The organism is Pseudochelatococcus sp. (assembly GCF_050946405.1).
Lineage (GTDB): Bacteria > Pseudomonadota > Alphaproteobacteria > Rhizobiales > Beijerinckiaceae > Pseudochelatococcus.
The window spans coordinates 415,983-430,140 of record NZ_JBMNUS010000002.1 but is presented as its reverse complement, the minus strand read 5'-3'; the positions used below and the strand labels follow the sequence as shown (position 1 = coordinate 430,140).

Here is a 14,158-nt window from a genome sequence, read left to right as displayed (position 1 = left end):
CCCGCTCCGATCGCCGCGCGGACGGCATCGAAACCGCGTCAGGCCGCCGCCACGCGCGCCTCGTCCGCCTGCGGCCGCAGCCCCAGCAGATGGCAGACAGCATAGACGAGATCGGCGCGGTTCATCGTGTAGAAGTGAATATCGGTGACGCCGCGGTCAACGAGATCGAACACCTGTTCCGCCGCCACGGCGGCCGCGATCAGCCGTCGCGTTTCGGCGTCCTCGTCGAGACCGTCGAAGCGCCGCGCCAGCCAGGCCGGAACGCTCGCCCCCGTGCGCGCCGCGAAAGCCGCCGTCTGGCGGAAGTTCTGCACCGGCAGAATGCCCGGCACGATCGGAATATCGATACCCGCCGCGCGCACCTTGTCAAGGTAGCGAAAATAGACGTCGTTGTCGAAGAAGAACTGCGTGATCGCCCGCGTCGCCCCCGCCTCCACCTTTTGCCGCAGCACCGCGATATCGACGTCGAGGTCCGCGCTTTCGGGGTGCTTTTCCGGGTAGGCGGAGACGCTCACCTCGAAATCGCCGATCCGCCTGATGCCGGCGATCAGATCGGGCGTCGAGGCATAGCCTTCGGGGTGCGGCTCGTAGCGCGCGCCGATGCCGCCGGCCGGATCGCCGCGCAACGCCACGATGTGATTGACCCCCGCCTGCGCATAGGCGCGGATCACGTCATCGACTTCCGCCTTCGTCGCCGACACGCAGGTGAGATGCGCGGCCGGCCGCAGCGCCGTCTCCTCCACGATGCGCCGGACGGTGGCGTGCGTGCGCTCGCGCGTGGAGCCGCCCGCGCCGTAAGTCACGGACACGAACGCCGGGCGCAACGGCTCCAGCCGCTTGATGGCCGCCCAGAGCGTTTCTTCCATGGCCGGCGTCTTCGGCGGAAAGAACTCCAGCGAGACGCGCACAGGATGCGCGCCGCCGCGGCTGGGCCGGGACCGGAAACGGGAATCATGAAGCGGCATACCGATAACTCCCTTTAAAGCGTTTTCAAGCGAAGCGGATGCCGGTTTGCGTGAAGAAAACGCGTAAAATCGAAATCCCGAAGCATTTCAACGAAATGTCGAAATGCGTCAGGCAACGGCCGGAATTGACGAATAATCGGGAACGTCCGTAATCACGCGCCGGTCGCGCGCCAGATGCAGGCATACCGTGAGCGAGTCGCCCCGCACGGGATCGGCAGGCGCGAGATCGCGATGGCCGATCAGCTCGAAGCCCGCCTCCTCCAGCCACCCCGCCATCTGCTCGCGGGAGAAGCCGAGACGGCGGTGGGCATGCTTCTCGCGCAGGAATTCGAGCTCATGGGCGGCGAAATCGACGATCAGCAAGCGTCCGCCGGGCGCCAGCGCCCCGGCCGCCTCGCGGATGGCGCGCGCGGGATCGTCGAGGAAATGCAGCACCTGATGGATCAGCACGAGATCGAAGGAATGGCGCTCGACCGGCAAGGCATGGATGTCGCCCTGACGGAGCTGCACGTGGGCGAGGCCCGCCTGTTCGAGATTGGCGCGCGCCACCGCCAGCATGGCGTGGCTGGCGTCGAGCCCCACGGCGCGCTCCGCCCGCCCGCCGAGAAGCTGCAACATGCGCCCCGTGCCGGTGCCGAGATCGAGCATCGCATGAAACGGCTGCGCGCCGAGCATGTCGCGGATCGCCGCGTCAACCGCCGCCTCCGGCACGTGCAGGGAGCGCATCTCGTCCCAATGCTCCGCGAGCCGCGAGAAATGCGCCTGCGCCGCCTGCGCCCGCGTTTCCCGCACGGCGTGCAGCCGCTGCCTGTCGGCCTCCAGTTGCGGGTCGGCGGTATCGAGCCGGGCCACCAGTTCGCGCACCGCCGTCGCGCCCGCGCTGTGGTCCGCCAGCCGGAAAAAGGCCCATGCCCCCTCGCGCTGGCGCTCGATCAGCCCGGCTTCCGTCAGCAGCTTGAGATGGCGCGAGATGCGCGGCTGCGACTGCACCAGGATATCGGTCAGGTCGGATACGTTCAGTTCGCCCTCGGCCAGCAGCGCGAGAATACGCAGGCGCGTTTCCTCGCCCGCCGCCTTCAGCGCCGCCAGCATCGCCGCCAGCGGAACGACGGCCGGCGCCCGGCGCGCGGCATCCCCGCCCCGCAACACGACAGCCGCCGATGACACCTTGCCGGAAGTCATTGATCGCACCGCTCTCCGCTCGCGACACGACGCCCCCGCCACGGGACCGTCGTGCCGATTTTCATATAAAGATATGTTTATGTATATTTCCGGCAAATTGCAAGCGGCGTTTTCAGATGGCCCATTTCGGATCGGCGGTGAAGGAGAGCGTGAGCCAGCGATGCGGCCCGGCATTGCCGATGGCCTCGCCGACTTCCTTGCGGATGGCGTCGAATTGCGGCACGCCCGTCACGGGATAGTCGGGAGGCACGATGAAATGCAGTTCGATCTGGCGCGCGCGCCCGATGCGGGCGACATAGGCCTCGTAATCGCGAAAGCCGTGCCGCCTGACGGTCTCGCGGGCCACCGTCTCGACATGCTCGACGAGTTCGGCCGGCGCGGCGAGGAAGATGTCGAGGATGGCGCGCTTCACCGTGGCATAGGGCAAGGGCGTGATGACGACACAGATCGCCGCCAGCGCGACGGGATCGACATAGCGCACCAGCGAGGCATGGCCGTATCGTTCCAGCGCATACCCCGCCAGGAAGGCGACGAGCAGCGCCGCGCTGATGCCGCCCGACATGACCCACGCCCGCGCGTCGAGCGTCACGAACGCCGATTGCAGGCTTCTGTTGCGGCGGCGGGCGTAGAAAGCCATGGCGAAGCTGACGATGGCCGACAGCAGCGCGTAGGCGATGGCCCAATCGAGTTCAAGCGTTCTTCCGCCGTTGAGGATCAGGGCGATGGCGTTGAAGAGCGCGAAACCGGACACGGCCATCAGCAGCATGCCGTTGAGCGCGAGCACCATGGGCTCCAGATGCCAGAAGCCCATCCTGAAACGGCGGACGTTCATCCTGCCCGTGGCATGAAGCGCGATCAGCCGCGCCACCGCGAGCGACAGGCCGCTCATCGCTGCGTCGATCATCGAATAGCTCCCGTCGAAGATGATCGAGAAAGAGCCTGAAAGCGCACCCAGCACGATGCCGCCGATGGCAACGACAAGCGTCATCAGGACCGAAACACGCAGGATCTTCTCTTCGGCGGACACGGCCGGACTCCTCTTCTGTGGGCGCCCCGGCGGACGCGGCGATACGCGCCCTTGACCGGGAGCGGCGGAAGGCCATACCTTATAGCATGCAATTTCCGGCGGGTGCTGCGTTGGCGGGCCTGCGGGAATATCCCGAAACGAAGTGCCAAAAGGGCTTCGGACATGTCACGCATGCCATCATTGTCTTCGCCGTTCCTGCTCGGATTCGACGAAATCGAGCGCGCGCTCGACCGGGTCACGAAGACCGCGAGCGACGGATATCCGCCCTACAACATCGAGCGCATCGCCAGCGAGGGCAGCGCGCCCGACAGGCTGCGCATCACGCTCGCTGTCGCAGGTTTTACGCGCGAGCAACTTGAAATCACGCTGGAGGAAAACCAGCTTCTTATCAAGGGTCGTCAGACCGAGGACAAGGGCCGCCAGTTCCTGCATCGCGGTATCGCGGCAAGGCAGTTCCAGCGGTCGTTTCTTCTGGCTGACGGAATGGAGGTGCTGGGAGCCGACCTCGCCAACGGGCTCCTGTCGATCGATCTCGTTCGGCCCGAAGCCCAGCGCATCGTCCGGCGTATCGATATTCTGGCGCGCGACTGATCGCGGCCGGGGCGCGATCCCCTGAAAGCGGTCATGCTTTCGGGAAAAGATCGTGTTGAAACAAATGAATGGGGCATTCCTGCGTTTCAGGAAAAGCGGAGATGCCTCAATTCGCGACTGCTTCTGAAGGAGAGTGCGATATGATCAACAGTTCTTTCGAGTTCAAGGGCGATGCCGACGACGTCCAGGCATTCGGCCTCGCCGGTGGCGGCAAGGTCGCCTATCTCCGCTCCATCCGTTCGGAGGACGTGCAAAAGCTCTTCCCCGACGCGCCGGCCATCAGGCCCGGCCTCAAGCTCTTCGCGCTGCTGGCGGCGGACGGTACGCCCATCGCGGTGACCGATTCGCGCGATACCGCCATCGCCAACGCCTGGGCGCACGATCTCGAGGCGGTGAACGTGCACTGATTCCATTACAGGGAACATGAAAAAGCCGCCGCAAGCGATTGCGGCGGCTTGTTTTTATAGATGCCCGCTTCAGGCGGCGACGGCGCGGGCCACGGCCGCCACCAGCAGATCGATGTCCTGCGGGCGGGAAAGGCGATGATCGCCGTCCTTGATGAAGGTGATCGTCGTGGCCGCGCCCGGCAAGTGCTGAACGAGTTCGAGCGCGTGGCGCCACGGCACGTCGGGGTCCTCCATGCCTTGCAGGATATGCACCGGACATCCGGGTTCGATCGGCGCGCCGAACAGGTTGTGACTCGCGCCGTCCTCGATCAGCGCCCGCGTGATCGGGTAAGGCTCGCCGTAGGCCGAGGACACCGGCAACTGGCCGGTTTCAGTGACGGTGCGCCGGTCGTCCTCGCTCATGGCGGCCCAGATCAGCTTTTCGGTGAAATCGACGGCGGGCGCGATCAGCACGAGTGCGGAAGGCGCCGATGGCGTGGGCGCGAGGGCGCGCGCCGCCAGCAGCGCGAGCCAGCCGCCCATCGATGAGCCCACGAGCACCGGCGCCGGCCCCGCCTTGGCGCGGATGATGCCGACCGCATCGGACAGCCAGTCGGAGATGGTGCCGTCCTCGAAACGGCCGTCCGATTCGCCGTGTCCCGAATAGTCGAAACGCAGGAAAGCCCGCCCGGTGTCCCGCGCCCATGCGTCGAGGGCGGCCGCCTTGGTGGCGCGCATGTCGGAGCGGAAGCCGCCGAGCCACACGACGGTCGGCGAATCGCCCTCACGGTGCAAAAACGCAAGACGACGGGCGCCGGTGGCCGATTCGTTCATGAAAAATTGTGCGTTTGGCTGGTTCACTGTAAATGACTCCGCAATCAGCATGGCATTTATACGAATCTGCCGGCCTCTCTTACCACTGGTGAACCCGCCGATGCGACCGGCCATCCCGCGATCGAACATTCCCGCAGGTTTGTCCGCGGCGACGCCACGGCCGACGACGCCGCGGCCATTGTATGGCCGCACGATCCTCCAGATCATCCCCGAGCTGGAAGCCGGCGGGGCCGAGCGCACCACGGTCGACATTGCCGCCGGCCTCGCGGGCGCCGGCGCGCGCGCGCTCGTCGCGACGGAGGGCGGCCGGCTGGTGGGCGAGTTGCAGGCCAACGGCGGCATCTGGATCCCCTTCCCGGCGCGCAGCAAGAACCCGGTGGCGATGGCGTTCAACGCGCGCCGGCTCATCCGCCTTTGCCGGCAGGAGGGCATCGAGCTGCTCCACGCCCGCTCCCGCGCCCCCGCCTGGGTCGCGCTCACGGCGGCAAGGGCGCTCGGCCTGCCGTTCGTGACCACCTATCATGGCAGCTATTCGGGCAAGTCGGCCGTCAAGGTGCTGTACAATTCGGTCATGGCGCGCGGCGACGTGGTCATCGCCAATTCGCGCTACACCGCCGGGCTCATCGAGGCGGCGCATCCCTTCGCGGCGGGGCGGGTGAAGGTGATCCATCGCGGCACCGATCTCACGCGCTACCGGCCCGACAGGGTGGCGCCGGAGCGGGTCGAGGCCCTGCGGCGGCAATGGGGCGTGGCGCCGCACCAGCGCGTCGTGCTGCTCGCGGCGCGCCTTACCGGGTGGAAGGGGCAGCGCGTGCTGATCGAGGCGGCACATCTGCTGCAAGACGATGCGCCGCACGGCGGCACGGCCGCCGACGTGGTTTTCGTGCTCGCGGGCGATCCGCAGGGGCGCGACGGCTACGTGCGTCAGCTCGACAAGGATATCGACCGCTTCGGCCTTCGCGATGTCGTGCGCCGCGTCGGCCATTGCGCGGACATGCCGGCCGCCTTCCAGGCGGCGGCGGTGGTCGTCGTGCCGTCGACGGAGCCGGAAGCCTTCGGCCGCGTGGCGGTGGAAGCGCAGGCGATGGGCGCGCCCGTGATCGTCTCCGATCTCGGTGCCGTGCCGGAAACCGTCCTCAGCCCGCCCGACGTCGCGGCCCGGCAGCGCACGGGATGGCGCGTGCCGGCGGGCGAGGCCCCGCCGCTGGCGGCGGCGATCGCCGAGGTGCTGGCGCTCGGCGCCTCCGCCCGGCAGGCGCTGACCGACCGCGCCCGCGGCCATGTCGAGGCCCATTTTTCACTGGAATACATGGTGAACGAAACACTTGCCGTCTATGCATCCCTGCTGGACGGACCCCGCCCGGCATTGCCGCGGTAACACAGATGTCATTTTCATATGTCAATGCGCCCGGATGCTATTGACATTGTGATGCTTTATGCAAATGTTCCTGCCATCGAGACAGAACGTCGTGGCAGGGGGGCAGTCGGTTTTTTCGGTTTGGTCCGGGAGTTGCCCATTTCGCTGTCCGGCATCAACAGGAGAGATCAGCCATTCGCCGCCCCATGAGATCGCTTGCGGTTCCGCAGAAGGAAGGGCCGCGCGCCAACAGAGACATCCGTGGCGTTCGTGAAGTTCAGCTCATCGACGAAGAGGGACAGAATCGCGGGGTCGTGTCGTTTTTCGATGCCCTGCGTGCCGCCGAGGAATCCGGGCTGGACCTCGTTGAGATCGCGCCCAATTCGACGCCGCCCGTCTGCAAGCTGCTGGATTACGGCAAGTTCAAGTTTCTTGAACAGAAGAAAGCCGCCGAGGCCCGCAAGAAGCAGAAGACCGTCGAGGTGAAGGAAATCAAGCTCCGCCCCGGCATCGACGACAACGATTACAACGTCAAGATGCGGGCGATGCAGCGCTTCTTCGAGGAAGGCGACAAGGTCAAGGTGACGCTGCGCTTCCGCGGCCGTGAGATGGCGCATCAGGATCTCGGTTACAAGCTGATGCTGCGCGTCAAGAACGACGTGCTCGACACCGCCAAGGTGGAAAGCGAACCGCAGATGGAAGGCCGCCAGATGACCATGGTGCTGGCGCCCAGATAACGGGCGACGGGAATGGCGGAGCATTTGCCGATCCGACCGGAGCGGCGAATGCTCCGGTCGGGCGGGTCATGCCAGTATAGTGAATTTACCGTTTGAGTAGATATTTGGTGCTTGCGTGAACGTCGCGGCATGCGCACAATGATCCTGGAATGGTGGACCTGCCGGTTCGCCTTCTCCGTCATTCCGGGAGTGCTGACATGTCATCGCCGCTCGTTTCTCCGCAATGGTTGGCCGAAAAGCTCGGTCTGGCAGGCGCCGCCGCCGATCCTTCCGTTATCGCCGTCGATGCTTCATGGTATCTGCCGACGGAGAATCGCGATCCGCAGGCGGAGTTCTTGCGCGCCCATATCCCCGGCGCGGTGCGATTCGACATCGACGCGATCAGCGACCGCGATTCCCCCCTGCCCCATACGCTGCCGTCCGCCGCCGATTTCGCCGCGGCGGTCGGTGCGCTGGGCATTTCCGATGCGCATACGATTGTCGTCTACGACGGCGCGGGCCTGTTTTCGGCGGCGCGCGCGTGGTGGACATTCCGCCACTTCGGCGCGGAAAACGTCCTTGTGCTCGACGGCGGCTTCCCGCGCTGGCAGGCCGAGGGCCTGGCCGTGGAAGCCGGCGAGGCGGCGGCGCGCCCGCCCGCGACCTTCGCGGTGAGGCGGGCGCTGGAGGCCGTGACGGACGCCGCCGGCGTGCAGGCGCATCTGGAGCGGCAGACGGCGCAGATCGTGGATGCGCGCGGCGCTCCCCGCTTCCGCGGCGAGGCGCCGGAACCGCGCGCCGGCGTGCGCCCCGGCCACATTCCGGGCAGCCGCAACCTGCCCTATGGTGAACTGCTCAACGACGGCCGGTTCAAGAGTGCGGATGAGGTCGCCCGCGCTTTTGCGCAGGCAGGTGTGGATACGGAACGGCCGGTGGTCGTGACCTGCGGCTCCGGCGTGACGGCGGCGGTGCTGGCGCTGGGCCTGCACACGCTGGGCAAGCCCGCCGCCGCGCTTTATGACGGCTCGTGGACGGATTGGGGCTCCCGCACCGACCTGCCGGTCGAAACCGGCCCTGCGCGAACCGCATCCTGACGGGTGTGGCGCATGGACGCCGCCATTGAAATCATGTCAGACGGTTTCCGTCTGCCGTTCGACAGGGCCGCCCGGCGGCAGAGAGCCCGCGCCGGCTTCCGCGTTGCGGGCAAGGGTGGCGCGGGCCTCGTCCGCCTCGCGCTGGCGGCTCCACAGGGCGGCATAAAGCCCTGCCCGCGCCAGCAACTGCGCGTGCGTGCCGCGCTCCGCAACCTCGCCCTTGTCGAGCACGATGATCTCGTCGGCGTTGACGATGGTCGACAGGCGGTGCGCGATCACCAGCGTCGTGCGCCCTTCGGAAACCTTGTCGAGCGCATGCTGGATCTCGCGTTCGGTGAATGTGTCGAGCGCGGACGTGGCCTCGTCGAGCACGAGGATGCGCGGCGATTTCAGGATCGTGCGGGCGATGGCGACGCGCTGCTTCTCGCCGCCGGAAAGCTTCAGGCCGCGTTCGCCCACCTGCGTATCGTAGCCTTGCGGCAGCGAGCGGATGAAGCGGTCGATCTGCGCGAACCTCGCCGCCTCCGCCACCTCGTCGTCGGACGCATCGGGGCGTCCGTAGCGGATATTGTAGCCGATGGTGTCGTTGAACAGCACCGTATCCTGCGGCACCATGCCGATGGCGTCGCGCAGGCTGTCCTGCCGCACGACGGCGATATCCTGATCGTCGACGAGAATGCGTCCCGACTGCGGTTCGTAGAAGCGGAAGATGAGGCGCGAAAGCGTCGACTTGCCCGCGCCCGAAGGCCCGACCACGGCGACGGTGCGCCCGGCGGGCACGGTGAAGCTGACGCCGCGCAGGATGGGGCGGTCCGGCGTATAGGCGAAGCGCACGTCCTCGAAACGCAGTTCGCCGCCCTGCGCCGTGAGCGGGCGCGCGTCCGGCCGGTCCTTCACCTCGGGATCGCGCGAGAGAATGGCGAACATCTCGCCGATGTCGATCAGCGCCTGGCGGATTTCCCGATACAGCATGCCCATGAAATTGAGCGGGAGATAGAGCTGCATCAGCATGGCGTTGACCATGACGAAGCTGCCCACCGTCGCCGTGCCGGCGCGCACGTCATAAACCGCCATCACCATCACCGCGACGACGCCGAGGGAGAAAATCACCGCCTGCCCGCCGTTCAGATACGAGAGCGAGACATAGGTATCGACGCTCGCCTTCTCGTAATGCGCGAGCGAGGTATCGTAGCGTTCCGCCTCGCGCCGCTCCGCGCCGAAATATTTCACCGTTTCATAGTTCAGCAGGGAGTCGATGGCCTTCGTGTTGGCCTCGTTGTCCGATTCGTTCATGCGGCGGCGGATGTCGATGCGCCACTCCGTCACCTTGTAGGTGAAGACCAGATAGGCCGAAACCATCACGAAGACCACGGCCGCGTAACGCCAGTCGAACTGCCACCACAGCACGCCGAGAACGAGCGCGAACTCCAGCATCGTGGGCAGCAGATGCAGCACGACCATGCGCACCAGTTCCTCGATGCCCAGCCGCCCGCGCTCCAGCACGCGCGTCAGCCGGCCCGTCTTGCGCTCCAGATGGAAGCGCAGCGACAGCGCATGCATGTGACGGAACGTCTCCAGCGACAGCCGGCGCACGGCGTTCATCGCCACCGAGGCGAACAGCCCGTCGCGCCATTGCGTCAGCAGCGCCATGACGATCCGCATGCCGCCGTAGAGAACCGTCAGAAACACGGCCCCGCCGGCCAGCATGGCGGCTTCGCTTCCCCGGCTTTCGCCGGTCAGCGCATCGACCGCCCATTTGAAGCTGTAGGGCATCATCACGGTGACGATCTTCGCCACCAGCAGCAGCAGGAAGCCGAAATAGATGCGCCGGCGCAGGTCCGCGCGATCGTGCGGCCACAGATAGGGCCACAGGCCCTCAAGCGTGCGCCTGAAGCCCTGCGCGTCGCCGGCGGCGCCAGATGCGTCCGCGCCGTTGTCTGGATCTGACATCTGCCCCGTTCCCGATGCTGCGGATCGATCGGCGCACGCGAACGACCGGCCGGGACGATGGTCCGCGGTCGTGCGAGGGCGCTCTATTTCCCGGCTGATATAGTGTTTTATCCGCCGCGCAACACCCTTCGCCCGCGAATGGCTGCCATCCGGTGAGCGCCGTTGCATTCGAGACGGCCGGAAGGCAGGATGCCGGATGGAACAGAGTGAAAACGCATCCTGTCGAATCGCGGAGTCCGAAACCGATGCCTGCCGACAACGCCCCCCTCATCCACCTTGAGGACTATCAGCCGACCGATCATCTCATCGATACGGTGGCGCTGACCATCCGGCTGCATCCTTCCGATACCCGCATCACGTCGACGCTGGCGCTGCGCCCCAACCCGGCCGGCCACGCCGGGGCGTCGCTGGCGCTCGACGGCGACGAACTCGTCTTCGTCTCCGCGGCCCTCGACGGCGCGCCGCTCGCCGCCGACGCCTATACGGTGTCGCCGGACAGGTTCGTGCTGCACCGTCCTCCGCAGCGGCCGTTCACGCTCACCATCGACACCACCGTCAACCCCACCGCCAACACGAAGCTGATGGGGCTCTACCGCTCCCGCGAAACCTATTGCACGCAATGCGAGGCGGACGGCTTTCGCCGCATCACCTATTTCCTCGACCGGCCGGACGTGCTGTCGGTCTACACCACCCGCATCGAGGCGGATGCGGGCACGCCGCTGCTGCTCGGAAACGGCAACCCGGTCGAATCCGGTGCGCTCGGCGATAACGGGCGCCACTTCGCGGTGTGGCACGATCCCTTTCCCAAGCCCTCTTACCTGTTCGCCATCGTCGGCGGCGATCTCGATCACGTCGAGGACGTGTTCACGACCGCCAGCGGGCGGGCCGTGAAGGTCGCCGTATATGTGGAGCGCGGCAAGCGCGAGCGCGCGGCCTATGCGCTCGATGCCCTGAAGCGCTCCATGCGCTGGGACGAGGAAGTGTTCGGCCGCGAATACGACCTCGACGTCTTCAATGTCGTCGCCGTGTCGGACTTCAACATGGGCGCGATGGAGAACAAGGGCCTCAACATCTTCAACGACAAATACGTGCTGGCCAGCGAGGACACCGCGACCGACGGCGACTATGCCAATATCGAGGCGGTGATCGCGCACGAATATTTCCACAACTGGACGGGCAACCGCATCACCTGCCGCGACTGGTTCCAGCTTTGCCTCAAGGAAGGGCTGACCGTCTTTCGCGATCAGGAATTCTCGTCCGACGCCCGCTCGCGCCCGGTCAAGCGCATCGCGGACGTGCGGGTGCTGCGCTCGGCGCAGTTTCCCGAGGACGGCGGACCGCTCGCCCATCCGGTGCGCCCGCGCCAATACGCGGAAATCAACAATTTCTACACCGCCACCGTTTACGAGAAAGGCGCGGAACTGATCCGCGTGCTGAAGACCCTCATCGGCGGCCGGCACTTCCGCCGCGGCATGGACCTTTATTTCGAGCGCCACGACGGCACCGCCGCCACGATCGAGGCGTTCATCGCCTGCTTCGCCGAGGCGAGCGGGCGCGATCTTGCCGCTTTCTCGCAATGGTACGAACAGGCCGGCACGCCGCGCGTCAGCGCGCGCGGGCGCTATGACAAGGCCGCGCGGCAATACACGCTGACGCTCGCGCAGACGACGCCGCCCACGCCCGACCAGCCGGACAAGCAGCCGATGGTCATCCCGGTCGCGCTCGGCCTCATCGGCGAAAGCGGGCGGGAATTGCCCCTGACGACCACGGATGCCGCGTTCGACAACGGCGTGCTGGTGCTCGACGGGGCGGAGCGCACCGTCACCTTCACCGATGTCGCGGAGCGGCCGGTGCCTTCGCTGCTGCGCGGCTTTTCCGCGCCGGTGATTCTCGATCTCGACCTGCCCGACGACGACCTGCTGGTGCTGTTCGCCCACGATACCGATGCGTTCAACCAGTGGCAGGCGGCGCAGACGGTGGCGACCCGCATCATCATCCGCACCGTCGCGGCGCTGCGTGCGGGCCAGGCCGCCGAGGTGCCGCCCGGTCTCGCGCAGGCGCTGGGCCATTTCCTCGATGCGCGCGCGCTGCGCGATCCCGCCTTCGCCGCGCAGGTGCTGTCGCTGCCGGGGGAAACGGACATCGCCCGCGAGATCGGCGCGGACATCGATCCCGACGCCGTGTTCGCGGCCCGCAAGGCGGTGCGCGAGGCGTTGGCGCAGGCGCTCGGCGACAGGCTCGCCCGCCTTTACGACGAACTCGCCACCGATGCGCCCTACAGCCCCGATGCGGCGCAGGCCGGCAGACGCGCGCTGCGCAACGGCGTGCTCTCCCTGCTGACGGCGGGTGGTTCGGCCCAGGGCCGGACCATCGGCGAGGCGCTGGCGCAGAAGCAATTCGCGGCGGCGACCAACATGACCGACCGGCTCGGCGCGCTCTCGGCCCTTTCCCTCGTGGCGGGCGAGGCGCGCGAGGCCGCGCTGGCAGCCTTCTACGACCGCTATCGCAATGATCCGCTGGTGCTCGACAAGTGGTTCGCCTTGCAGGCGTCGATTCCCGAGGCCGGCACGCTCGACAGGGTGCGGGGCCTGCTGTCGCATCCGGCCTTTTCCCTCGCCAATCCCAACCGCGCCCGCGCGCTTGTCGGCAGCTTCGCCATGGCGAACCCGACGCAGTTCGCGCGCGCGGACGGGGCCGGCTTCGCCTTCGTGGCGGATATCATCCTGCGCCTCGATCCGACCAATCCGCAGGTCGCTTCCCGCCTCGCGACCGCGTTCAGGACGTGGCGCACGCTGGAGCCGGGCAGGCAGGCTCACGCGGAGGCGGCGTTGCGGCGCATCGCCGCCGCCTCGCCGCTGTCGAAGGATGTGGCGGATATCGTCAAGCGCTCGCTGGCCTGACCGCATTTGCCGGCGGGGGCTCTGCGGCAATCGTCGCGGCGTCCTTGCCGACGGCGTCGGCCAGCGTCGTGCTGTTGCGTTTCAGCGCCGCCAGCAGGCCCTGCTTGATGTCGCCGACGAGGCACGGCCCCTTGTAGACCAGCGCGGAATAGAGCTGCACCAGCGTCGCGCCGGCGCGGATCTTGCGCCATGCGGCTTCCGGCGAATCGATGCCGCCGACGCCCACGATCGGGAACGCTCCTTCCACGCGAATGAACGCCTGCGCCAGCACCCAGGTCGCCAGCGGAAACAGCGGGCGGCCGGAAAGCCCGCCCGCCTCGCCGGCGTGGCGCACATCGGTGAGCGGCGGGCGCGAGACGGTGGTGTTCGACACGATCAACCCGTCGATGCCGCGCCGGCGGGCGACGGCGACGATGGCGTCGAGTTCGTCCAGCGACAGGTCGGGCGCGATCTTGAGCAGCAGCGGGCGACGCGGATGCGTCAGCGCCGCCTCGTCGCGCGCCGCGATCGCGCGGGCGATGAGATCGTCGAGCGCCGCCTCCTGCTGCAGGTCGCGCAGGCCCGGCGTGTTGGGCGAGGAGACGTTGAGCGTGAAATAGTTCGCGAAAGGCGCGAAGGTCGTGATGCCGGCGACGTAATCGGCGGCGCGGTCCTCCGAATCCTTGTTCGCGCCGATGTTCACGCCGACAATGCCGGGCCGGCCGGCGCGCGCCTCCAGCCGGCGCAGGGCCGCCGCGTGGCCCTCGTTGTTGAAGCCCAGCCGGTTGATGACCGCCTCGTCCCGCACCAGCCGGAAGATGCGCGGACGCGGATTGCCCGCCTGCGGACGCGGCGTCAGCGTGCCCACCTCGGCAAAGCCGAAGCCCGTCGCCAGGATCGCATCGGGCGCTTCCGCGTTCTTGTCGAAACCGGCGGCGAGGCCCACGGGATTGGGGAATTTCAGGCCGAACGCCTCGACATGCAGCGCCGCGTCATCGGGCGCCGAAGGCGGCAGCCGCACGGCAGCCAGCGTGCGAACGGTCATTCTGTGCGCCGTCTCCGCGTCCAGCGCAAACAGGAAAGGCCGAATCAGCCGTTCCAAGCCCCTCATCGCCATTCTCTTCCTCCGCAACCGGCACCATGCCCGTCCTGTATGATACCGCCCGGCCGCGAAAAC

Annotated in this window: 12 protein-coding genes; 6 read left to right on the top strand and 6 right to left on the bottom strand. The window is 67.2% G+C overall.

From position 1 onward, the window contains the following. Window positions 1-38: 38 nt before the first annotated feature. From metF to ACOYJQ_RS05595, 3 genes are all read right to left on the bottom strand, one after another. Window positions 39-965 (bottom strand): methylenetetrahydrofolate reductase [NAD(P)H], encoded by a 927-nt coding sequence (gene metF / locus ACOYJQ_RS05605; protein ID WP_433457018.1) that lies wholly within the window; start codon window positions 963-965, stop codon window positions 39-41. Window positions 966-1,073: 108 nt separating this feature from the next. After that, entirely contained in the window at window positions 1,074-2,147 is a 1,074-nt protein-coding gene (locus ACOYJQ_RS05600) for an ArsR/SmtB family transcription factor (RefSeq protein WP_433457017.1), read from the bottom strand. A gap of 112 nt (window positions 2,148-2,259) precedes the next feature. After that, entirely contained in the window at window positions 2,260-3,174 is a 915-nt protein-coding gene (locus tag ACOYJQ_RS05595; RefSeq protein WP_433457016.1) for a cation diffusion facilitator family transporter, read from the bottom strand. 162 nt (window positions 3,175-3,336) lie between these two features. Here ACOYJQ_RS05595 and ACOYJQ_RS05590 point away from each other — a divergent pair, with 162 nt between their 5' ends. Next, window positions 3,337-3,765: an Hsp20 family protein gene (locus ACOYJQ_RS05590; RefSeq protein WP_433457015.1), complete on the top strand. Its 429-nt coding sequence runs from the start codon at window positions 3,337-3,339 to the stop codon at window positions 3,763-3,765. Between the two features lie 140 nt (window positions 3,766-3,905). Beyond that, window positions 3,906-4,172 carry a DUF1150 family protein gene (locus ACOYJQ_RS05585; RefSeq protein WP_433457014.1) on the top strand — a complete coding sequence of 89 codons (267 nt, stop codon included), beginning with the start codon at window positions 3,906-3,908 and terminating at the stop codon, window positions 4,170-4,172. A 69-nt stretch (window positions 4,173-4,241) separates the two neighbouring features. On the opposite strand, the gene ACOYJQ_RS05580 is transcribed toward ACOYJQ_RS05585, so the two are convergent. Continuing rightward, window positions 4,242-4,985 (bottom strand): alpha/beta hydrolase, encoded by a 744-nt coding sequence (locus ACOYJQ_RS05580; RefSeq protein ID WP_433457012.1) that lies wholly within the window; start codon window positions 4,983-4,985, stop codon window positions 4,242-4,244. A gap of 100 nt (window positions 4,986-5,085) precedes the next feature. Here ACOYJQ_RS05580 and ACOYJQ_RS05575 point away from each other — a divergent pair, with 100 nt between their 5' ends. From ACOYJQ_RS05575 to sseA, 3 genes are all read left to right on the top strand, one after another. Continuing rightward, the gene (locus tag ACOYJQ_RS05575; protein WP_433457011.1) at window positions 5,086-6,363 is read left to right on the top strand and encodes a glycosyltransferase family 4 protein; all 1,278 of its coding nucleotides are present in this window, start codon (window positions 5,086-5,088) and stop codon (window positions 6,361-6,363) included. A 185-nt stretch (window positions 6,364-6,548) separates the two neighbouring features. Further along, the gene (infC, locus tag ACOYJQ_RS05570) at window positions 6,549-7,079 is read left to right on the top strand and encodes a translation initiation factor IF-3 (RefSeq protein WP_433457010.1); all 531 of its coding nucleotides are present in this window, start codon (window positions 6,549-6,551) and stop codon (window positions 7,077-7,079) included. A 197-nt stretch (window positions 7,080-7,276) separates the two neighbouring features. After that, the gene (gene sseA / locus ACOYJQ_RS05565) at window positions 7,277-8,152 is read left to right on the top strand and encodes a 3-mercaptopyruvate sulfurtransferase (protein WP_433457009.1); all 876 of its coding nucleotides are present in this window, start codon (window positions 7,277-7,279) and stop codon (window positions 8,150-8,152) included. Window positions 8,153-8,188: 36 nt separating this feature from the next. Here sseA and ACOYJQ_RS05560 read toward each other — a convergent pair whose 3' ends face one another. After that, window positions 8,189-10,102, bottom strand: coding sequence for an ABCB family ABC transporter ATP-binding protein/permease (locus ACOYJQ_RS05560; RefSeq protein WP_433457008.1), 1,914 nt, complete (start codon window positions 10,100-10,102; stop codon window positions 8,189-8,191). A 245-nt stretch (window positions 10,103-10,347) separates the two neighbouring features. On the opposite strand from ACOYJQ_RS05560, the gene pepN reads away from it, so the two are divergent. Then, window positions 10,348-13,002 carry an aminopeptidase N gene (pepN, locus tag ACOYJQ_RS05555; protein ID WP_433457007.1) on the top strand — a complete coding sequence of 885 codons (2,655 nt, stop codon included), beginning with the start codon at window positions 10,348-10,350 and terminating at the stop codon, window positions 13,000-13,002. On the opposite strand, the gene ACOYJQ_RS05550 is transcribed toward pepN, so the two are convergent. Then, window positions 12,983-14,092 (bottom strand): quinone-dependent dihydroorotate dehydrogenase, encoded by a 1,110-nt coding sequence (locus tag ACOYJQ_RS05550; protein WP_433457006.1) that lies wholly within the window; start codon window positions 14,090-14,092, stop codon window positions 12,983-12,985. The two genes, pepN and ACOYJQ_RS05550, sit on opposite strands and share 20 nt — an antisense overlap. Window positions 14,093-14,158: the final 66 nt, after the last annotated feature.